Raw genomic sequence first — 21,694 nt, 5'->3', positions numbered from 1 at the left:
GGTTCAGACCTCGGTTGCATAACGGCGGGTGAAGTACATCGACACCGCCGCCACCGTGATGACGATAAGGAACATCGCCGAGCCGATGGTGCTGCCGTAGCCGAGTTGAAACGAACTGAACACCGTCCGATACATGTAGGTGGCCATCACCTCCGACGAGCCTTCGGGGCCGCCACCGGTCATGACGAAGACGAGATCGAAGTAACGCAGCGACCCGAGCACCGACAGCAGCACAGCGGTGCGCACCGTGCCTTGCAGGTGCGGCAGCTTGATGCGCCAGAAAATGGTCCACTCGGATGCGCCGTCGAGGAGCGCAGCCTCGTTGACCTCGGCCGGCATCGACGAGAGGCCGGCGAGAAACAGAATCATGTAGAAAGGCGCGTTCTGCCAGATGATCACGGCGATGGTCGCAGCCAGCGAAAAATGCGGATCGCCCAGCCAGTCCTTCGCGAGGCCATCGAGCCCGAATGCCTGCAGCGCGACGTTGATCGGACCGAAATTCGGATCGTAGATTTGCTTGAACAGCACACCGATCGCCACGCTCGACATCAGCAGCGGCAGGAAATAGAGAACCTTGAGCAAGCGCGAGCCACGCCCGGCCTTCTCCAGCAGCACGGCGAGCGCGAGCGCGATCGGAAGCTGGACGACGATCGACGCGACAGCAAGAATCACGTTGTTCTTCAGCGATTGCCAGAACACCGTGTCGTGCGCGAGCCGCGCCCAGTTCGCGAGCCCGATATAACGGGCAGTGTTGCCGAGGCCGTTCCAGTCGAGCAGCGACAGCCGCAGGCTGGAGACGAGCGGATAAAGCAGGAACACGGCCAGCAGCAGCAGCGACGGCGCAAGAAACACAACCGTGACGAGCGTTTGCGATGAAAATCTCAGCCGGCGTTCGGGTGTAGCGGAAAGTGCGATATTCACGGGCTTGTATGCCGACCGGCACCTCGCGGTGCCGGTCGGACTTTTCTTTAAGACTGGAGATCAGCCGCCCTTCTTCGAAGCGGCTTCCATTTGCTGCGTAGCAGCCTCAGGCGTCAGCGACAGACCGAACAGTGCTTGCGTCGTGTCCTTGTGCATTTCACCGAGGGCCGGCGGCAGTGCCTGGTCGTACCAGAGCTGCACGCTCGGAGCGGCGGCAAGCATTTGCTGCAGACGCTGCGTGAACGGATCGTCGATCTTGACGTTATTGACCGGCGGGAGCTTGTGGTCATCCGACGCGCGAGCCTGCATCGCCTGCTCGTCGGTCAGTGCCTGGATCAGCTTGAACGCTGCGTCCGGCGTCTTGCACTCGGTCGAGATGCTGAGGAAGCCGTCGCCGACCGTCCCGATCAGGTCGCGCGGATCACCCTTGCCACCCGGCACGCTCGGGAACGCGAAGAAGTCCAGATCCTTCGAGAACGTCGGATTTTCGTTCGCGATCGTCGAAGCTTCCCAGGCGCCCATCAGCTCCATGGCAGCCTTGCCCGTGTACAGCAGGCGGCGCGAGGCGCCCGAGTCGTAATCGAGACCGTTGATGCCCGGTGCGAACGCGCCAGCCTTCACGAGTTCCTGAATGCGCTTGCCGGCTTCGACGAACGCCGGATCTTCGAAGCCCTTGCCCTTGCCTTCGATCGCGTCCTTCACGACTTGCGGACCTCCGATACGGTCGACGAGGTACATGTAGTACATCGAACCGGTCCACTTGTTCTTGTTCGCGAGCGAGAACGCTGCAACGTTGTGCGACTTCAGCACTTCAACGACGTGCATCAGTTCATCCCACGTCTTCGGCGGCGTGATGCCGTACTTCTTGAAGACTTCCTTGTTGTAGAAGATCACCGCGGCCGCCGCGTTTTCGGCGGCAACACCGTAGGTCTTGCCGTCGAACGTCGTGACATTCCACGACGCTTGCATGAAGCGGCTGCGGTACGCCGGATCCTTCTCCAGGTACGGCGTGAGGTCGGCGATCTGGCCGGATTTCACGTATTCGTGCAGCCCGCCGCCGCCCCAGTTCTCGAACACGCACGGCGGCTGGTTCGCGCCGAAGGCGACCTTCAGCTTAGTCTTGTATGCCTCGTTCAGGACGTGCGAATTCTCGACCTTGTAGCCCGGAACCGCCTTTTCGAATCGATCCGACGCGTCGCGAATGATCTTGCTCGACGACGCATTGGTCTGCTGGTCCCATACCGTGATCGTTTTGGAGTCCGCCGCTACGGCGTTCGAAACAACTGCAGACAACGAAAACAGCAGCGCCGTCGCGCCGATGATGGACCGCGCTTTAAACAAAGCCGGGTACGCCATGGGTGTGTCCCCTCTTCTGGATTTATAAGAAATCACCAAAACATTAACGTTAGCCTTAACGTTAGTGAATGTTAGGTCGATGCGTGAAGTAAGGCTATGCGGGATTTTACCTGGTCCCGGCGGGCTGCGACGCAACTGCCGGATAAGATGGACCGATTGTGGGAAAGCTGAAATATAAAGGGTTCTGCTAGAATAACGACTACATAAACGGTATCGCTAACGCGATTAGCGAGTCGCTCCATCCAATGACCTCTCGCACACCTTCGACCCGCATGGCAAGACAGACCCCAACGCTTGAGCACGTTGCCAAGCTTGCCGGGGTGTCCCAGATGACCGCGTCGCGCGCCCTCAACGGCCGTCCCGGCGTGTCGCGCGAAACCCGCGACGAAGTACTGAGAATCGCGTCGGACATCGGCTACGTCGTCAACCGCACCGCACAGAAACTATCGGGCGGCCGCAACGGCATCATCGGCATCATCACGCCAACACTCGACACGCAATTCTCCAGCGAACTGATTCTCGGCGCGGGCCGTGCGGCGCGTGGCGCGGGCTGCGAGATGCTGGTCTACACGGTGTTCGACGAAGATCGTCATACGCATCACGACCTGCTTGGGCTCATCCAGCAATTCTCCGACGGTATCCTCGCCATTCTTCCGCGCGAGTCGCTGTGCCTCGAGGCGCTCGCCACCGCGAAGGTACCGGTCGTCGTCGTCGATCAGCGCGGCACGCTGACGGGCTTCCCGTCGGTGTCGGTCGACAACTACGGCGGCGCCTGTCTCGCGGTCGAGCACCTCGCCGAGCTCGGTCACAAGCGCATCGCGTTTCTGGCCGGCGACGAAACGATCGAAGGCGTGCGCGACCGGCAACGCGGCTATCACGACACGCTGGCTCGCCTCGGCCTGCCACGCGAAGACGCGCTGGTCGCCGCGGGCGACCTGTCGCAAATGATGGCGTTCGACGTCACGTTCGACCTGCTGAATCTCGCCGAGCCGCCCACCGCAATCTTCACGGCCAACGACCAGAGCGCGTTCGGCGTGATCGCCGCGATCCGCGAAGCGGGTCTGCGCGTGCCGGACGACATCTCGGTGATCGGCTTCGACGACATCCCGATGTCCGAGCAGTTTCACCCGGCGCTCACCACGATCCGCCAACCGTTCCAGCAAATGGCGCGCTCGGCGGTCAACACGCTGCTCGCGCAGATCGCCGGGATCGACGCCGCTTCGCAACGCATCACGCTGCCGGCGGAACTGGTGGTGCGCGATTCCACCGGCCCCGTCCGCACCAGGCAGCGCCGCGGCCGTCACCAGATCGTTTCGACGTAAGTCGACGCGCGCACTTTCGCATCCGAAGTCACGAGCGCGCCGCCATGCGTGCGCGCGGTCGCGACGATCAGGCGTTGATGCAAGGCGAGCGTGGGCGGCAGCGTGGCCGCGCGAAACGCGATCTCGGTGTCGACCGGGATCATCCGCACGCCGTCGAGCGACAGAAACGTCGACATCCAACTGCGCGCGTCCATCGACAGCCCGAGACTGCCGACCTTCACGAACTCCGCGATTTCGAACGCACTGATTGCCGAAATCAGGATCTCGCCGCCGGCGAGCTCCCGATCGATCGCATCGTGCGCGGCCTGGCTCAGCGCTTTCTGCCTGCCGAGCCAGCACACGAGCGCAAGCGTGTCGAGCGTGATCATTACTCGTCCTGCTCGGCAGTGACAGGCTGCAACGCGTGCTTCAGGTTGAAATGCGTAATCGACGCGCGCAGCAGCTCGAGCGGATTTTCCTGCTTGCTGCGATACGGCCGGATTTCGATGGTGGGTTGCCCGCGGTCGGTGACGACCACGGTTTCGCCCAATGCCTCGACCTGACGGAACAGCTCGCAGGCCCGGGACTTGAAAATGGCTTTAGACACTCGCTTTTCCATGACGCTCTCCACCCAGCAAAAATCCAACGGTATTTTTTGTATCGGGCAGTGCGCCCGCAGGCGAACACCAGCGATGCGTGCCCGACATTCTTTATCAACCTTGCTCTCAGTCGTTGCTTCCCAGCCTACTGCCAGGAGCTCCCTCGAGCTCCAATCCAACTCGCGGCGACAACTACCGTAACCGCGACACAGCCTGCATCGGTAGCGCCAATTCCTGCGCGCAACCGATGCACGTTCATCTAATCAATTGGTTTTACACAGACCGCTCTGGCCATACCGGGTCGTGCCGGATAGCGGCGCGGCGCGTCTTGGCTTGCAATGTTTTGCCCCGTGTTATAGATCTTCGAATAGATGCAAACTTGCTGAACGTTACCCTTAACGTTAGCGGATGTTAATGGCGCATGTTCGCGGCCGCCATGCGGAGTTTACCTAAGCTCCGAACCACTATCCGACCCCTCGACTGGACCCTCTAAATCAAGCCCGGCAAGGAGAAAGCTCGATGCAAGGCGTCGAAAGTAACGCGTAATATTCAATGCGAACTGGCTAACATCATCGCTGCTTGCGTCAGTCTTCGTCGTTCGATGCAGGGGGCCCTGATGAAGGCTCCGCATCGAAATGCACGATCCACGCATGCAACGATTCGCGCGGCTTCTTCAGCCTGCCGCGCTGCTGCGGCTCTCGTTCGGTAGCCGGTTGCCCGCGGTTCGGGGCAGCGGCGGTTTCACCAGACGTCCGGTCAGACCGGTGCCCGGACGGATTGCTAGTCGCGGCCTTGCCATCGTTGTTCGCTACATTTTTCTCCATCGCACTTTCCGCCATCGGTGTACCGTTGCTCACTCGCCGACATCGGCCTGTCAAACCACCGCGCCGACGTCCTCGCCGACTTCGGGTCGCGCGAGGCTCACCGCGACGCCGTTCGCATCGAACAGCGTGACCGACGACGACGCCACCTTGATCCCGACACGCGCGCCGACCGCGTGCTGCGCGTCCTTCTTGCCGAGCTTCAGCGCGATCGCGTGCGCCATGCCATCGAGTCGAGCATGCAGGATTGAGACGTCGCCGAGATGCTCGACCAGTTCGACACGCGCGGCGAGACCTTCGTCGAGCGAGCCGATGCCCAGATGCTCGGCGCGCACCCCGAGCGTCAACTCGCCACTGACCGGCTGCGCCAGCCGGCCGGGCAGCACGATGCGCTGGCTCGCGCCAGCAAGCGCCACGACGGTTTGCGCATCGCTTCGCGACACCAGCGTTGCGGTCAGCATGTTCATCTGCGGCGAGCCGATGAAGCCGCCGACGAAGCGGTTCGCCGGCCGCTCATACAGATCGAGCGGCGCGCCGGTCTGCTCGATGCAGCCTTTGTTGAACACGACGATCTGCTGGCCCAGCGTCATCGCCTCGATCTGATCGTGCGTGACGTAGATCATCGTCGTGCCGAGTTCGCGATGCAGCTTCGCGAGTTCGATACGCATCTGCACGCGCAGCGCAGCGTCGAGATTCGACAGCGGTTCGTCGAACAGGAACACGCGCGGCTTGCGCACGATCGCCCGTCCGATCGCGACACGCTGGCGCTGGCCGCCCGACAGCGCCTTCGGTTTGCGCTCCAGCAGATGTGTGATCTGCAGGATCTCGGCGGTACGGCCCACCGCCTCGCGCACTTCCGTTTTCGACTTGCCCGACAGCTTCAGCGAAAAGCCCATGTTTTCCGCTACCGTCATGTGTGGGTAGAGCGCGTAGCTCTGGAACACCATCGAGATGCCGCGGTCCGTGGGCTGCAGATCGTTGACGCGTACGCCGTCGATCAGAATGTCGCCGCCCGTCACCGACTCGAGCCCCGCGATCATGCGCAGCATCGTCGACTTGCCGCAGCCCGACGGTCCCACGAACACCGTGAACTGACCGTCCGGGATGTGCAGGTCGATGCCCTGGATCACCTGCGGTCCTTCGCCATACGTCTTCGTGACGTTGCGCAATACGAGTTCGCCCATTTGATGCCTCCTCCTCAATCCTTGTACTTGCAGACCCCGCGTGACGCTATCGCACTGCCGCACTACTGTCGCGCCACGCGAGGTTCGACGCGCCCGTCGCCGGGCGTGCGCCTCAGCGCCCAGCCGCGACGCCGGCGTGTTGCGCGATCACGTCGCGATACCACCACGCGCTGTCCTTCAGCGTGCGCTGCTGGCTCGCGTAGTCGACGTAGACCATGCCGAAGCGCTTGTCGTAGCCCGACGCCCATTCGAAGTTGTCCATCAGGCTCCAGGCGAAATAGCCGGCCACGTCGATGCCCTGTTTCACCGCGTCCGACAAGGCGGCGAGATGCAGGTCGTAGAAGCGCACGCGCTCGGCGTCGTGCACGCGGCCGTTATCGAGCACGTCTTTCGCCGCGCAGCCGTTCTCGGTGATGTAGATCGGCGGCAACTTGTAGTCGGCGTTGATGCGCGTCAGCAATTCGGTGAGACCTTGCGGATAGACTTCCCAATCCATGTCGGTGAAGCCGAGCGCGCCCGGCGGACGCTTGTCGCCCGATGCGCTCGCGAAGATCCGCGTGTAGTAGTTGACGCCGAGGAAGTCCATCGGCGTGCCGATCATGTCGAAATCGCAGCTCCGGATCACGTCTTGCGGACCGTTCGCGCCATACCATTCCAGCGCCTCGGCCGGATACTCGCCCTTGAACAGCGGGTCCATGTACCAGCGCACGAACTTCGCGTATTCGAGCGACGCGGCGGCCTGATCTTCGGGCGCATCCGTCGCGCCATGCGCCGGCGACTGGTTCAGCACGATGCCGAGCGGCGCCTTCACGCCATCGGCGCGCAGTGCCTGCAACGCGAGACCGTGCGACAGCAGCAGATGGTGCGCGACATGCGCGGCCTTCTTCAGATCGGCGTTGCCCGGCGCGAAATAGCCGGTTGCGTTGCCGAGCCACGCGGTGCACCACGGTTCGTTGTGCGTCGCGATCGATGCAATGCGATCGCCGAGCACGCTGCCGATCTTGCGCGCGTAGTCCGCGAAGCGATAAGCGGTGTCGCGGCTTTCCCAGCCGTTTTGCGTATGCTGCAGCGACAACGGCAGGTCCCAGTGATACAGCGTTGCGAATGGCTGGATGTCGCGCTCGAGCAAACCGTCGACGAGGCGCTCGTAAAACGCGAGGCCCTTGTCGTTGAATGCGCCGCGGCCAGTCGGCTGCACGCGCGGCCAGGCGATCGAAAAGCGATAAGCCTTGACCCCGAGTTCGGCCATCAGGTCGAGGTCTTCCTCGACCAGGTGATAGTGATCGCATGCGACATCGCCGTTCTCGCCGTTCACGACCTTGCCCGGCACGTTGCAGAACGCGTCCCAGATCGACGGGCCGCGGCCGTCCTCATGCGCTGCGCCTTCGATCTGGTAGGAACTGGTGGCGACGCCCCAGACGAAGTCATCGTTGAATCGATACGTCGACATAGATGATGTTGTCCTGAATGTCACGCCCGCGCGGGCGTGAAAAATGAAAGAAAGAATCTCAAGCCTTGACCGCGCCGGTCGTCAGACCGTCGATCAAACGCCGCGAGGTGAATGCGAACAGCACCAGCAACGGCAGCACCGCGACCGCGGAGCCCGCCATCACCGCGCCCCAATCCGAATTGGTCGGACTTTGCAGAATGCGCAGAGCGAGCGGCAGCGTGTACATCGACGGCGAACGCAGCACGACGAGCGCCGACAGGAAGTTGTTCCACGCCTGAATGAAGCTGATCAGTCCAAGCGTGCCCAGCGCCGGTCCCAGCAGCGGCATCACGATGCTCCAGTAGATGCGGAATTCACCGCAGCCGTCGATGCGCGCCGCCTCGATCAGCTCGGACGGAATCGCCGCCGCGACGTACTGGCGCATCAGGAACACGCCGAGCGCGGCGGCCGCGCCAGGTACGTACAGCGCGCGCGGCTGATCGATCCAGCCGAGCAGGTTCATCGTCATGAAGGTCGGAATCATGCCGAGGAACGGCGGCACCAGCATCGCGGTCAGCGCGATCGCGAACAGCGTCTTCTTGAAGCGGAATTCGTACATCGCGAACGCGTAGCCGGCCATCGACGTGACGAGCAGCGTCAGCACGGTTTGCATCGTGGCCGTATAGAAGCTCCAGCCGAGATTGCGCCAGAACGGAATGTGCCGCATCAGCGAGGCCATGTTGTCGAGAAACGCGCTGCCGAACCACAGCGGGGGCGGCATCGAGAAAATCTCGGAACTCGTGTGCGTCGCGAACACGAACATGAAGTAGAACGGCGAGAACATCAGCAGCGCGCCGACCACCACGATCGCGTAGCCAATATAACGGCCCTTGTTGCTCGACGATTTCATCGCTGTGTCTCCTCGTTCATGCCGCTGCGGTGAAAGATCCGCGTGTTCAACCACATCAACGCGCCGATCGAAATGAACAGCAGCCATGCGATCGAACTCGCGGTGCCGAAATCGCCGTCGTGGAATGCGGTGCGATACATATAGACGGCCGTCGTCAGACCGGACTGGCTGGTACCCATGCCTTCGTTCGGCAGCAGGATGAACGGTTCTTCGAACAGTTGCAGCCCACCGATGATCGACAGCGTGACCGCGAAGAAAATCATCGGCTTGATCAGCGGAATCGTGATGCGGGTGAACTGTTGCCAGCCGCTCGCGCCGTCGATGCGCGCGGCCTCGTAAAGGTCTTTCGGAATGGTTTGCAGCGCCGACAGATACAGCACCGTGTTCCAGCCGACATAGCGCCAGAAGATCACCACCGACACCGCCGGCTTGACGTTCTTCGGGTTATAGAGCCACTCGATCGGATGCGCAGGGACGATCCAGTGCAGGCCGGCCAGCTTGCCGAGCTCGGCGATCGCGAGGTTGATCATGCCGAAGTCGGTCGAATACAGCGACGAGAAGATCAGCGCGATCGCGACGCTCGACGTGATGAACGGCAGGAAGTACAGGCCGACCACCAGGTTGCGCCAGCGGCGAAACGCGGTTTGCAGAAAGAATGCGAGCGGCAGCGCCACCAGATGCTGCGGCACGCCGGACATGATCGCCATCGACGCGGTGTTGTACAGCGACTTCCAGTACCACGGGTCGGTCAGCGTGAAAGTGAAGTTCGAGAGACCCACCCACTTCATGCTCACGAGCCCCGCCGTCGCGTCCCAGCTCTGGAACGACAGGTACAGCGAGAACAGCAGCGGGAACGCCATGAATAGCGCGAACAGTAGGAAAAATGGACCGAGAAACAGGTAGGGTGCGACTTTCACCGGATCGAGCCGCGAAGTTCTGCGCGGCGCGGCGAACGGCGCGGTCGAGCTCAGCACATCGCTCGCGCGCGCATCGCGGGCGACCTCTTGGGTCGAGGGCAGCGGGGTGTTCATCAATAGTTCCGTCCAGTCGGGCGTGGCCGGGATCGATGACCGGCCGCGCTGTTTGCAGCAGACTTGCAGCGCACTGCGACACACTTCGGTCGCGGCACGCAGCGTGCCGCGACCTTGCATCGATACCGCTTTAACGGCGGACCCGATGCGCGATCTGGTCCTGCGCTTCCTGGAGCGCCGTATGCACGTCTGCGCCGTCGTCGACGACCTTGTCGAGCGCCGAGTGCACCGCTTCCTCGGCGACCTGGTCGTACTTGCTACGCTGGATCGCCGGGATGTGCGAGGCTGCGTCACGCCAGATCAGACGCGCTTTCTCGTTGCCGAGGAATGCGACCGGCTCCGCGAAGAACGTATCGTTCTGCGCGGCGAGCAGCGCGGGGAATGCGTCGATCGAACGGAACGATGCGAGCTGCGTGTCCTGACGCGTCGTCAGGAACTTGATGAATTCCCACGACATCGGCTTTTGCGTCGCCTTCGCCGGAATCGAGTAAAACGTGCCGCCGAACGATGCGTACGCGTTGTTCGGCAGATTGGCCGCGCGCCACAGACCCTTCGTGTCCGGGGCGATCCACGACGACAGGTGACCACCGAGCCACGCGCCCATCATCTGCGTCGAGACGGTCCCGCGCTTGAAGCTTTCGGCCCATTCGTTCGACCAGGGCGTGATCTTCGCGTCGAGACCGAGGTCGCGTGCTTTCTTCGCGAGTTCGAACGCCTTCACGAAGCGCGGCGACGTGACGACCGGATTGCCGGCCTTGTCGAAGTACACGCCATTGCCTTCCTTCAGGTCGGCGCGAATGTAGATGTCCTCGATATCGCGCGACGATGCCATCAGGTACGCGCCCGTCGCCTTCTTGATCTTCACGCCGGCCGCCAGATACGAGTCCCACGACTTCGTCAGGTCGGCTTCGGTCACGCCCGCCTTGTCGAGAATGTCCTTGCGATAGAACAGCGTGCCCGGACCGATATCGGCCGGCATGCCGACGATCGTGCCGTCCTGCGTGGTCGCCTGCGCGAACGTGTAGTTGATGAACTCGCTCTTGTACTGGCCCGCGCTATACGGCGCCTTCGACAGATCCTCGAGACCGCCGCCCGAGGCGAAGCGGCCGATAAAGCCGACCTCGACCGCCATCACGTCGGGCAGATTGGAGCCCGTCGCGAGTGCGGTGGTCATTGCGTTGTGATGATCGGCGATCGCGAGCGACGACACCTTGATGTCGACGTCCGGATGCAGCTTCTTCCACGCCGGAAGCGCGTCCTTGATTTCCTGATCCAGCTTCGGAAAGACCGCGACCGTCAACGTGGTGTTGGCGTGCGCGCCGACTGCGGCCAGGCTGAGCAGAACGGCGGTGGCAGAGCCTGAAAAGCGGAATTTCATTACTCGTCTCCTGAAGAACCCTGTTTGAATTGCATTCGATGAATATCCGGTTGCTGCGACCTACTTCCCCTGTTGTCTTTGTTGCTGCTTTGCATGGTGCTGCTCTGCTTGGTGCTGAATGCGCTGCTGAATTTCTGCTTGACTGCCGATACATGAAAGCGCTTTCACGTTGAGGCGAAAAAACAGCCGCTACGTAGGCGTATCCCCCCGTTTTACCGGCGGCGTGATTCGCCGCGTGGTTTCACGCGTCACGAGCGTGAGCGGAATCGGGCTTAGCGCGATCGACTGCTTGCGGATCATCTGCACGATGCCCTGTGCGGCGAGGCGGCCGATTTCGTAAGTCGGCTGGCGGACCGTCGTCAAAGGCGGCGTCATGTACGACGAAGTCGGCAAATCGTCGAAGCCGACCAGCGACACGTCGTCCGGCACCCGCACGCCGCGGCGGAACATCGCGAGGCGCGCGCCGTACGCGGTTTGATCATTTGCGCAGAACACCGCGCTGAACGATGGATGGCGCGCCATCAGGCGCTCCATCGCTGCGACGCCGCCCGTTTCGAGGTAATCGCCCTGCTCGACGAGATCGGCATCGAAGCCGATGCCCGCTTCCTCGAGCGCGGTCCGGTAGCCGACGAGGCGCTCGATCGCATCCTCGTGACTTGCCGGCCCGGCGATGAAGGCGATCTCGCGATGGCCTTGCTCGATCAGATGATGGGTCGCGTCGCGTGCGCCCTGCATGTTGTCGATCGGCAGGCCAGCGAGCGTCGCGCTGTTTTGTACCGAGCGGCCGAGTACGAGCATTGGCGCGTGCCGCGAGTAGTTGGTCAACGTCGACTCATCGAGTTGCGCGTGCAGCAAGATGATTCCATCGACGCGCCGCGCGATGAACTGCTCGAGGCGCGCCTTTTCGTCGTCGATGTTCCAGCGGCTGCTCACGAAGATCGGCGTAAAGCCCGGCTCGTACAACGACTCCTCGATGCCGCGCAGCCACTCGGCGTAAAACGGGCTCGACACCGCCTGCGTCAATACGCCGATCGTTTCGGTCCGCCCGCTCGCGAGACTGCGCGCGAGCACGTTCGGCCGATAGTTGAAACGCGCGATCGCCGCTTCCACCGCCTGCTGCTTGGCGGGAAGCACGCGCGCAGAACCGTTCAGGATCCGCGATACGGTGCTCGGAGAAACACCGGCCGCGCGCGCGATGGCTTCGAGCGTCACGTTGGGCGCAGCGGGTACGTCGGATACCTTGGGCGCGCCGGGTTTGTCGTTGGAGCCGTCGTGGGTCATGAGTTCTGCCTGAATCCTGTGATGAAAGCGCTTTCAGATATGAAGAGGCGCACTACGTCCGGTGATGAATTCAAAAAAAGAAAAAGCAGCCGATGCGACGAGGGTGGAGGAGGCGTCGCACCGGCCTCTCTATGAAAGAGAAATAAACAGTCCTTGAAACAAAGAGATCACTGCGATTGCTGATCAGGCAACCTCAACTCAGAACGAGGTCATGATCCCGGCGAAGACGCCGGTCTGGCTATGACCATAGTTCGGGTTGCTGTTCGACGACGTGCCCGTCACCGCATCGAAGTTGTTGTTGCCGTACGGCCCGTTGCCGAGGTTCAGGTTCGACGTCGAGCTGTTGTGCACGTAGCCGGCTTCCGTGTACAGGAACGTGCGCTTCGACAGCGCGTACGTCGCGGCGAGCGTGAACAGCGTTCCATTGCCGTTGCCGTTGTTCGCGTTCGCGTGGTAGACCGCAGCCGTCAACAGCGTGGGCGCCGTGACCTGCCATGCAGCGCCGACCCATTCGTGGTTCACACTGGTCGGCGCGCTCACGCCGAGAGGCTGCGACGCATCGGTTACGCCCACGCTCGCGTTGGTCGCGTCAGGCGCGCTCAGGTGCTGGTAGCCCGCGTACAGCTTGACCGGACCTAGCACGTACGTGCCGCCGACAAGGGCCATCCGCGAAGCAGAGTAGACGTTGTTGAACGAGCCGTTGGCGCCGCGCACTTCGTCATAGATCACGCGGACGTCGCCGTTGCCCCACGTGTACACACCTTCGACCGCGTTCGTACGACCCTGACCGGTCGGCACGCCAGCCGAGTTGACAGGCGCCGAGTTCCAGCTCGTGTTGTTGGTCAGCGAATACTGGCCCTTCAGCACGAGGCCGCCGAACAGCACCGGCGAGTTGTACTCCGCGCCGTTGCTGGTGCTCGTCCAGTTGCGGCCGCGCACCAGTGTCGAGATCGCGTAGCGCTGCATCACCTGCGGGTCGGTGCCCCAGCTGTCCTGCGCCAGTTCGCCGGCGCCGAGGTTACCGATCTTGAACAAACCCCAGTGGTCGTTCGTCAGGCCCACCGTCGCGTGACGGCCGAACAGATTGCCGGCCGATGCACCGGTCATCGTGTTGAGCTGTCCTTCGAGCTGGAAGACCGTCTTTGTGCCGCCGCCGATATCTTCGGCGCCCTGCAGGCCGAACCACGAGCAACCCCAGTCGCCGCTTTGGGCTGACCACGCGTGGCCGCCCGGGAGGCCGGTTTCAAACTGGATGCCGTTGTCGATACGGCCGTACAACGTGACGCTGCTCTGCGCATGGGCCACAGTCGTCGCGGCTGCCATCACCGACACAGCAATAAGCTTCTTCTTCATTTAGATATCCTATATATATTTTGGCGTCTCCAAGCCGCACAGGACGCACGCGTTCTCACACGTTTCCCCTCTTGCCGAAATGCTCGCTACTTATTTGCTTCACATTTCGAGGCGATTATAGGGATGACCTTTCGCCGCGCATCAAACTAACTGCTCAGGGAAAACGCTGTTATCGATAACAGTTGCGCGCCGGACGATCCCGCAGTAGCGCCCTGCTTTGTGACCATTACGTGATGGTCACAAGCGTCGGAAATCCGTTTGAACTCATGCACCGAAACGATGCGCGAATCCGTCTCGCGCGTCGCTCAGCGCTTGCTTAACGAGGAAGACGCGCTCGAATGCAAGAAAAATTTCGCGCTTGATGTTGCGAAGATGCAACGAGCCGCCTCCCTTGCATTGCCGGTTCGGGCTTGACGAACTGGCGCAGGAGCCGCCAGCAGTGGTGGACATTAGCGACTATCATCAATGCATACGATGCTAGGCAACGAGCCGGGCTCAGCGGCGTAGCCGGCTGAGTGCGGGATTGTCGGCGCATCTGTCTGGCTCTCGCGCTCCATCACGAACGCTCCAACCAGTTCCCATCCCTCGGCTCTCGCTGTTCCCCCGCCACGCCGCACATGCGACGTCCCGTTCGAACACGCTGCCCTTGCAACTTTTCTGCGGGCGAAGGCATGACTGCACATCGCCCCGACTGGCAAAACCTCGGCGCGCAACCGCGATAACCGCGACGCATGCAGTGGAAAGAGGATTTTGTCCAGTGCACTTCCGACGCCTCGCATCGAGTCGAACCGGAAGATTTGCCGGCGGATTTTGCCGGCACACCTTGGCACTCTAAGGAGGTATCGTGAAAACAGCCCTTGTTTCTACACTCGCGCTGCTGATTTCAAGCGCAATAGCGCCGGCGGCCCATGCCCAGGATTCGCAAGCCACCGACCAACAACTCGCCCATAGCGTGCGGGTCGCGGAGGCGCACAGCGGAGTCGGGATGTCACATGTGTTCGTCTTTGCCCACTCGGGGCGGATCACGCTGGTCGGATGGGTGCCAGAGCGGGACCATGTCGCGCGTGCCGAGCAGAGTGCGATGTCGGTACCGGGTGTCACCTCGGTGGACAACTGGCTCTCGCCCGACGCTGGCTCGCTGAACGGGCATTGAAATCAAACTGAATCGCGGCGCGGACGACGATTGAAGCAGACCCGCGCGTTCAGCGGATTCGGTTTTCCTGCTCGCCAGTTGGAATTCAGTGACTGGCGCCCTGTTTCGCGCCGTTAGCCGCGCGTCGGTTCCGTGCAATCCCCATCTGAAAGCGCTTTCAACCCACGCCGTGTCAAGCCGGTCGACTCAACGCTGATTCACCATCCATGTCTCGTCGATATGTCAGGTAAATCCCTCATAGCGGGGCTGACAGAGGCTGCTTAACATCTTCACTGTTACCGGTAACTGTAGACATGGTTAGAGAAGACATCCGAACCGGCATTCCGTCATAAGGAGACCAGGAGTGCGTCCTTTGAGGACTTCAATGCGCATGCTCTGCGCAGCCGTCGCCGTTTGCGCGCTCGCAACCGCAGGTTGCGCGCACAACCGGGCCACCGTCGCTCATGACGGCCAGCCGCTCGCCGCGGCGCCCGCTGAGGCGCTGCCGTCATTGCGCAGTGTGATGGCCGCGCACTTCAAGGTCGGCGCGGCGATTGAACCTGATTCAATCGACAGTCCCGCCGACGCGGCGCTCGTCGCCGCCCAGTTCTCGAGCCTGACCGCCGAGAACAAGATGAAGCCGGGCACGATCGGCGTCGCGGAGGCAAGTACAACTTCGAACCGGCCGACAGGATCGTCGCGTTCGCGCAAGCGCACGGCATTGCGGTGCGCGGGCACACGCTCTTGTGGCACTTCAAGGCCGGCGACTGGACCGAGGCGCCGGACTGGTTCTTCGCCGGCGATCCGAAAGATCCGCTCTATCACGACATCGTCGCGAAGCGGCTCGATCGATATGTAACCGACGTCGTCACACACTTCCGAGACAAGGTCTACGCGTGGGACGTAGTCAACGAAGTGATCAGCGACGATCCGCATCAGGTGTATCGCGAAGACAGTCCGTGGTATCGGACGCTCGGCAAGGACTACATCGCTATCGCCTTCCGCGCGGCGCGCGCGGCGGCCCCGAACGTGAAGCTCTATATCAACGAGTACAACACCGACGATCCTCGCAAGCGCGCAAAGCTGCTCGCGGTGATCCGCGATTTGCGCGCGCAGGGCGTGCCGATCGACGGTGTCGGGCATCAGATGCATATCAGCGTAAATTGGCCGCCGCTGCCGAACATCAAGCAGGCGTTCGACGACGTCGCCGCGCTCGGCCTCGAAAACCAGGTGACCGAGCTCGACGTGAGTCTCTATGCCGATCCCGGTGAATGTTGGAGCGATCCGCATGCATGTCTGCCGGACCTCGGGCATCCAGTGCCGAACGAGATCATGCGCGCGCAGGCCGAGCGTTATCGCGCCGTGTTCGCTCTGTTCGAGCAGGAGCCGAGCATCAAGGCGGTCACGTTCTGGGGCTATTCGGACAAGCACACGTGGCTGACGTCGACGCCGGTGCCGCGCAACAACCTGCCGCTGCCGTTCGATGCGAACCTGCAGCCGAAAGCGGCGCTGTGGACGATCGTCGATTCGTCGTATCAGCCGTAACGTCGATCTTCGAGCCGAAAAGCAGGTGGCCCGCGGTAGGTGCGGGCCGTCTGGTCACATCTCGCGAGGGTGGTAGTGCATTTGCCGTCAGCTTGATTCAAAACATCGAGATTTCAAGGCTCGTCCGAGCCAACCTGCTCGAGCGCATTCAGATCTTCGGCGAAATCGTCGGGCGGACCGTCGGCGGTTTCATGCGTGCGCGGCGGTGACTTGACGACCGGCGGCGGCATCTTGCCGATGCCTTCGTCGATACGCTGCAGCAGATACGGGAAGAACGGATTCGACGCGATGCGGAACATCGAATCGAGCGTCAGAATCAGTGTGCCGCGTTCGCCGCGCGGCGCGAGCGTGCCGAGGTTCTCGTTGAAGTTCTCCGAATCGTCCGGCGCGATGCCGTACAGCGCGTCGGTGATCGGGAATGGAATCGCGACGTGCGACAACGAGAAAATATCCTGCGGATAGTCGATATCCAACGGTTTGACACGCGTTTGCACTTCACCCGCATAAACGCTGCGCTCGACAGTATGCGCTGAATCCGACGACACGTTGGCGATCACCGTCGTGCGATAGTTCTGCGGACCGATGCGCAGTAGGCGCGAGAGCGCCATGTACGACGCGGAGCGCAGGAAGGTCCTGAAGCGCACGCTGCGGTTCACGTCGAACAGCACGACCTCGCTGCCGTTCTCAGGCAGCTTGTCGTAGAGCGCCGACATCACCGCTGGCGTGCTGACCGTGAAATCCGTCACGGACTGGAACGTCAGGATAGGCGGCAACGTATCGAGCCGGTTCTCGCGCTCGAGCCGCGCAATCTGTTCCTGAATCACGCTCGTGAGGAGAAAGGACTGTCGCGCGCCATTCACAGGAAACGAGTTGTACTTGAACGGGTTGAACTCCGGCACGACGCCGAGCCACGCGGCGCGCGCGAAGGCCGGCAGCACCGCGGGCAATCCGGCGAGACCGGCAAAGCGTGCGTAACGCGTGACGCCGATCATCGGCGAGATCAGCACGACGCGCGTCGGACGCGCGAGCGCGGGATTCTCGATCGCGTCGAGCGCATATTGCAGTGCGAGCGCGCCGCCGTTCGAAAACCCGACCAGCTCGATCGGCTTGTCCGGCCCCACGCGACGGCGCGCTTCACGCACCGCGAGCCGAGTGGCCGCGGTCCAGTCCTGCCAGTGCACGTCGACGAGCCCCGCCGGCACCGTGCCATGTCCTGGTAAGCGGATGCCGATTGCGACGAAACCGCGATCACGATATCGACGCGCGATATGCCGCATGCTGTACGGTGCATCCGTCATGCCGTGCAGCAGCACGACCGCGCCGACGGGTGGCCCCGACGGCTCGAGAATGTACGAGTGATTCCAGTTTTCGGCGAAATGCCACGGAAAGATCGGCGAGCCCTCGTAATAGCGGTTCGCCGGAATGCGCTCGGACGGCCGCAGCTTTTCGACGACATTGACGCGCACGTCCTCGAAAATCCGATTTTCCGCCTCGATGTATGCGTTCCAGTCGGCGGTGTCCATTTCCTCGACGGTCATTTCGCGCGGCACATAGGTGTGCCATACCGACAACTCCGGCCCGCGCTGCGAATACCACGCGCGTAGCCCCAATGCGAGCACCGCCAGCAGCACCAGAACCCATGCACTTATCTTTATTACCTTCAGTGACGTGCGCAGCATTCGTGTTCTCTTGATGAGATGAAGGTTGCACCGCGGGCAGGCTGCTCTCTGCGCGGTGTGCGCATGCCGCCATCGCGGCGGCTTCCGGTGTGGATATCCTAAGGGCTTTTAAGCACCGGTTCAAACTTTGTCGGCCGGGCGCGCAACGCGACGTCGACAGCGGCTCGTGTATGAACGGATGATTTTCATGACGAACTGGGGATGCGCGATGTCGCGAGCGCGAATGAATTCGCCCCATTCGCTTCGTTACTTGACATTCGACGTGAGGAAAATGGCACGGAATGCATACGGCGTCGCGGGGAAGGGAGAGGTGCCCCATGGAAGAACGGTCCTTCAGCGACGCCTCGGAAATCGCTTCACTCGACGGCCGTGGAATGCCTGATCAAGGCCTGATCGGGCCGTGCGCTTCAGTAACGAAACCGGGACGTGACCAGGTCGCGCCCCAGCCTTGCCTGCTCGCCGGTAATTACTGACGGCCGCGGATATTGCCGGCCACGCCGCCCGCCGCGCCGCCGATGATCGCGCCGGTCCACGCATCGCCGCCGGCGATCGCCGCGATGCCCGCACCTGCGCCCGCGCCAAGTGCCGCGCCGCTCACCGTTCCCTGCGTCTGCGGGCTCATGTCCGTGCAACCGATCATCGCGGCCAGTGCGCCAATACTGACGATCCACCCAAGTCGTTTCATGATCGTTCTCCTTACTGATTTTTCTTCAGGCCGGGCACGACCATCTGGAACCAGAGGGTCTCGATCACCGGGTGTTGGATCATCGTGGGATTGGCGGCGTAGTAGCCGTCGAGGCCTTGACGCACGCTGTCGAGTGTCTGGCCTTGCATGCCCTTGCCGAAGCGCTGTGCGATGTCATTGCTGTTCGCTGTGTTGCCGGCATAGGCGCGCTCGACGTCGATCACATTCGAGATGCCGACCAGATACGCTTTCTTCTGCTCATCGGTCGACTGCATCCATTGCTGGCCTGTGACAATTGGAATGCTCTCCGCACGCGCGACGTTGCCCATCATTGCCAGCGATAGAAAAGTCAGAGATAACAGCGTTCGCCATTGTGGTTTGCTTGCCATCACATACTCCAAAGAAGTTATGTTCTCCAGCGGCCCGCCGGCGACGACCGCATCCGGCGGCGTCGATCACGTTATTTGGAAGAATGGTCTGTGTGTCTCGTCGAATCTCCTTTCAGGTTCACCGGTCGGCGTGGTTCGCCGGTTCGGGTTCTATTGGCGTTGGGTCGTATCAGCGAATAGACACCTTGATGGCAGAAAATCTCGTGGCGGATTGGAGTGATTTGCACACATGCTGGGTGCGCGCAACGATTGGACTCGTGTTGGCCTCGCCGCGTAAGACACGCTATAGAGTCTACAGCCTTTTCTGTAATTTCCAAGCCCGTTTCCGCTCGATGCGCGGCGCGTGACATTTGTGTCAAATTTCATTCGGCAAGCGAAAGGATACGATGCAATGCGCGTCAACACTCGTCGGTTATCCTGCGCTCGATTTGAGCGCCCGTGATATTGCTAGCGATTCGTTATCGACGGCCATTCAGTGTTCTAGCCACGCAATGCGAAAACAGCTTTTGTTTTGCCTGAATGTCGGCTTCCTGATTAGATCGTCAATCGAAAACGATTCGGATTTATCTATTTCCGGTCGAGGCGTTGCTTCTTTCTGATGGCAGCACCAGCCAGCAGTGAAACAGATGCGATTTTATGGATGCGTTTGTCCATCATCTTTATTTTCGGTCGATCACATGTTGCCTGCGGCGGAGTGGCTGCGCAGCAGCGAAGGGGTTGGCGGTGCGCGGTTGACCGTTAGTTGCGTGATGAGTAGCGTGAGGGGACGCCGTTTCAAATGCGTCCGTGCTCGTCATTAACAGTCTCTAGCTTGTATTTGCTAAATACAGCGTATAGACTGTATCTGTTATTTACAGGTTTTGGCCTGTTACGCCGCCGCAGCCGAACCGGAGATCGACCGTGGACTACGCCATCAAGACACTGAGCCAGCTCAGACCGATCCTGCAGGGCTTCAGGAAGGCCGCCGGCCTCACTCAGGCCGCGATGGCCGCGCATCTCGGGGTCACGCAACAGACCTACGCGCAACTCGAAGCGAATCCGGCGACCGTCAGCGTCGAACGACTCTTCAGGGTGTTGCGGGTCTTGCAGGTCGATCTGAAGCTCGCGCAGAGCGGATCGACGCAAAGCGTGGCCGTGGAAGACGCCGCGCCGGCGCCGAACCGCTCCCGCCGCGCCGGGAGCGGAACGCCGGTCGCCGGAGCGCCGGTCGAGGCCAAAGGCAACGCTAAACGCGCCACGCGCTTGCCGCTCAAACCGGGACCGTCGGCGCAAAAGCCCAAAGCGGTCAAACCCGCCAAGGCAACCAAAGCGGCCAGCACCAGCAAGAAACGGGAGGACTGGTAAGCATGGCGCGCAGCACACCGAACCGTCTGAATCTGTGGATGAACGGCCTGCGGGTCGGCGCCTGGGAAACGACACGCAGCGGCGAACGTCTGAGCTATGCCGACGAATGGATCGACGATCCGCAAGGACGTCCGCTATCGCTGTCGCTGCCGTTCACACCGGGCAATCAGGCGTATCGCGGCCAGATCGTCGCCGACTATTTCGACAACCTGCTGCCCGACAGCGAACCGATCCGGCGCCGCATCGCCGCGCGCTACCGGACCGGCAGCGCCGCGCCGTTTGCGTTGCTCACCGCGCTCGGACGAGACTGCGTCGGCGCATTGCAACTGCTGTCGCCGGACGAAGAGCCGAGCGATCTGACGAGCATCCACGGTCGCGAACTCAGCGACAGCGACATCGCGGCGTTGCTACGCGGCACGACGACGGCGGCGCCGCTCGGGCAGCACGATCCGCTCGAAGACCTGCGTCTGTCGATCGCCGGCGCGCAGGAAAAAACCGCGCTGCTCCGTCATCGCAATCGCTGGCTGCTGCCCGAAGGCAGCACGCCGACCACGCACATCTTCAAGCTGCCGCTCGGGCTCGTCGGCAACATGCGCGCCGATATGCGCACGTCGGTGGAAAACGAATGGCTGTGCTCGCAGATCGTCGCGGCCTACGGGCTGCCCGTCGCGCGTTGCGAAATCGCGCGATTCGATGAGCAGAAGGTATTGGTCGTCGAGCGCTTCGATCGCCGTTTGTCGAGCGACGCCACGTGGATCGTGCGTCTGCCGCAAGAGGACATGTGCCAGGCCACTGGCACGTCGGCGCTGCACAAGTACGAGTCCGACGGCGGTCCGGGCATCGAGGCGATCATGGAGATACTCGCGAGGTCCACACGCGCGACGACGGACCGGCGCAACTTCTTCGCGACGCAGCTGGTTTTCTGGCTGCTCGCCGCGACCGATGGCCACGCGAAGAACTTCAGCATTGCGCATCTGCCCGGCAATCGCTACGAATCCACGCCGCTTTATGACGTGCTGTCCGCGCATCCGATCATCGGCAGCGGCGCGGGGCGCCTCGCGGCGCAAAAAGTGAAACTGGCGATGGCGGTTCGCGGCAAGAACGTCCACTACCTGCTCAATCAGATCCAGCGCCGGCATTGGGTGGCCGAAGGACAGCGCGTCGGTTTTTCCGCCGCGGACGTCGATACGCTGATCGATCAGTTGACCGCGCAAACGGAGACGGTGATCGACACAGTCTCGTCGCAACTGCCCGCCGACTTTCCGCTGGACGTGGCCGATGCGGTCTTCGACGGCATGCGCCGGCTGAACCGGAAGCTTGCGCAGTAAAGCGCCGCCATCCTGATCGACGCGCGGC

General features: G+C 61.9%; 18 protein-coding genes and 1 pseudogene. 5 read left to right on the top strand and 14 right to left on the bottom strand.

Annotation, left to right across the window (positions count from 1 at the left end):
- Nucleotides 1–3: 3 nt before the first annotated feature.
- Nucleotides 4–921 carry a carbohydrate ABC transporter permease gene (locus OKW28_RS15860; protein ID WP_429447141.1) on the bottom strand — a complete coding sequence of 306 codons (918 nt, stop codon included), beginning with the start codon at nucleotides 919–921 and terminating at the stop codon, nucleotides 4–6.
- Nucleotides 922–981: 60 nt separating this feature from the next.
- Complete coding sequence (locus OKW28_RS15855; RefSeq protein WP_429447140.1) at nucleotides 982–2,277, bottom strand: extracellular solute-binding protein; 1,296 nt, start codon at nucleotides 2,275–2,277, stop codon at nucleotides 982–984.
- Between the two features lie 245 nt (nucleotides 2,278–2,522).
- Here OKW28_RS15855 and OKW28_RS15850 point away from each other — a divergent pair, with 245 nt between their 5' ends.
- The gene (locus tag OKW28_RS15850) at nucleotides 2,523–3,599 is read left to right on the top strand and encodes a LacI family DNA-binding transcriptional regulator (protein ID WP_311541059.1); all 1,077 of its coding nucleotides are present in this window, start codon (nucleotides 2,523–2,525) and stop codon (nucleotides 3,597–3,599) included.
- Here OKW28_RS15850 and OKW28_RS15845 read toward each other — a convergent pair.
- The 9 genes from OKW28_RS15845 to OKW28_RS15805 all read right to left on the bottom strand — a co-directional run bounded on the left by OKW28_RS15845 (nucleotide 3,578) and on the right by OKW28_RS15805 (nucleotide 13,564).
- Complete coding sequence (locus tag OKW28_RS15845; protein ID WP_090810623.1) at nucleotides 3,578–3,967, bottom strand: type II toxin-antitoxin system VapC family toxin; 390 nt, start codon at nucleotides 3,965–3,967, stop codon at nucleotides 3,578–3,580. The two genes, OKW28_RS15850 and OKW28_RS15845, sit on opposite strands and share 22 nt — an antisense overlap.
- Entirely contained in the window at nucleotides 3,967–4,185 is a 219-nt protein-coding gene (locus OKW28_RS15840; protein WP_429447138.1) for a type II toxin-antitoxin system Phd/YefM family antitoxin, read from the bottom strand. Before OKW28_RS15840 ends, OKW28_RS15845 begins: the two co-directional genes overlap by 1 nt.
- 866 nt (nucleotides 4,186–5,051) lie before the next feature.
- On the bottom strand, nucleotides 5,052–6,182 hold the full coding sequence (locus tag OKW28_RS15835) for an ABC transporter ATP-binding protein (protein WP_429447136.1): 1,131 nt from the start codon (nucleotides 6,180–6,182) through the stop codon (nucleotides 5,052–5,054).
- A 112-nt stretch (nucleotides 6,183–6,294) separates the two neighbouring features.
- Entirely contained in the window at nucleotides 6,295–7,632 is a 1,338-nt protein-coding gene (locus OKW28_RS15830) for a GH1 family beta-glucosidase (RefSeq protein WP_429447134.1), read from the bottom strand.
- A 58-nt stretch (nucleotides 7,633–7,690) separates the two neighbouring features.
- On the bottom strand, nucleotides 7,691–8,521 hold the full coding sequence (locus tag OKW28_RS15825; protein WP_090810629.1) for a carbohydrate ABC transporter permease: 831 nt from the start codon (nucleotides 8,519–8,521) through the stop codon (nucleotides 7,691–7,693).
- Nucleotides 8,518–9,552 carry a carbohydrate ABC transporter permease gene (locus OKW28_RS15820; protein WP_429447132.1) on the bottom strand — a complete coding sequence of 345 codons (1,035 nt, stop codon included), beginning with the start codon at nucleotides 9,550–9,552 and terminating at the stop codon, nucleotides 8,518–8,520. Before OKW28_RS15820 ends, OKW28_RS15825 begins: the two co-directional genes overlap by 4 nt.
- A 130-nt stretch (nucleotides 9,553–9,682) precedes the next feature.
- Nucleotides 9,683–10,930, bottom strand: coding sequence for an ABC transporter substrate-binding protein (locus OKW28_RS15815; protein WP_429447130.1), 1,248 nt, complete (start codon nucleotides 10,928–10,930; stop codon nucleotides 9,683–9,685).
- Nucleotides 10,931–11,119: 189 nt separating this feature from the next.
- Entirely contained in the window at nucleotides 11,120–12,211 is a 1,092-nt protein-coding gene (locus OKW28_RS15810) for a LacI family DNA-binding transcriptional regulator (RefSeq protein WP_429447128.1), read from the bottom strand.
- 198 nt (nucleotides 12,212–12,409) lie between these two features.
- Entirely contained in the window at nucleotides 12,410–13,564 is a 1,155-nt protein-coding gene (locus OKW28_RS15805) for a porin (RefSeq protein WP_429447126.1), read from the bottom strand.
- An 844-nt stretch (nucleotides 13,565–14,408) separates the two neighbouring features.
- On the opposite strand from OKW28_RS15805, the gene OKW28_RS15800 reads away from it, so the two are divergent.
- Nucleotides 14,409–14,717: a BON domain-containing protein gene (locus OKW28_RS15800; RefSeq protein WP_429447124.1), complete on the top strand. Its 309-nt coding sequence runs from the start codon at nucleotides 14,409–14,411 to the stop codon at nucleotides 14,715–14,717.
- 364 nt (nucleotides 14,718–15,081) lie between these two features.
- Nucleotides 15,082–16,241, top strand: a pseudogene (locus tag OKW28_RS15795) (endo-1,4-beta-xylanase).
- 113 nt (nucleotides 16,242–16,354) lie between these two features.
- Here the strand turns inward: OKW28_RS15795 and OKW28_RS15790 are convergent.
- The 3 genes from OKW28_RS15790 to OKW28_RS15780 form a co-directional block, all read right to left on the bottom strand.
- Nucleotides 16,355–17,920: an alpha/beta hydrolase gene (locus tag OKW28_RS15790; RefSeq protein ID WP_429447122.1), complete on the bottom strand. Its 1,566-nt coding sequence runs from the start codon at nucleotides 17,918–17,920 to the stop codon at nucleotides 16,355–16,357.
- A gap of 466 nt (nucleotides 17,921–18,386) precedes the next feature.
- Nucleotides 18,387–18,605 carry a YMGG-like glycine zipper-containing protein gene (locus tag OKW28_RS15785; RefSeq protein WP_429447121.1) on the bottom strand — a complete coding sequence of 73 codons (219 nt, stop codon included), beginning with the start codon at nucleotides 18,603–18,605 and terminating at the stop codon, nucleotides 18,387–18,389.
- An 11-nt stretch (nucleotides 18,606–18,616) separates the two neighbouring features.
- Nucleotides 18,617–18,994 carry a hypothetical protein gene (locus OKW28_RS15780; protein ID WP_035471298.1) on the bottom strand — a complete coding sequence of 126 codons (378 nt, stop codon included), beginning with the start codon at nucleotides 18,992–18,994 and terminating at the stop codon, nucleotides 18,617–18,619.
- 900 nt (nucleotides 18,995–19,894) lie between these two features.
- Here OKW28_RS15780 and OKW28_RS15775 point away from each other — a divergent pair.
- Both OKW28_RS15775 and OKW28_RS15770 read left to right on the top strand, forming a co-directional pair.
- Nucleotides 19,895–20,338: a helix-turn-helix transcriptional regulator gene (locus OKW28_RS15775; protein WP_429447120.1), complete on the top strand. Its 444-nt coding sequence runs from the start codon at nucleotides 19,895–19,897 to the stop codon at nucleotides 20,336–20,338.
- Between the two features lie 2 nt (nucleotides 20,339–20,340).
- Nucleotides 20,341–21,666, top strand: a complete 1,326-nt coding sequence (locus tag OKW28_RS15770) for a type II toxin-antitoxin system HipA family toxin (RefSeq protein ID WP_429447118.1) — start codon at nucleotides 20,341–20,343, stop codon at nucleotides 21,664–21,666.
- Nucleotides 21,667–21,694: the final 28 nt, after the last annotated feature.

This window comes from Paraburkholderia sp. 40 (assembly GCF_050434105.1).
GTDB classification, from domain to species: domain Bacteria; phylum Pseudomonadota; class Gammaproteobacteria; order Burkholderiales; family Burkholderiaceae; genus Paraburkholderia; species Paraburkholderia tuberum.
The sequence above is the reverse complement of the archived record's forward strand: the minus strand, read 5'-3'. Positions and strand labels throughout refer to the sequence as shown.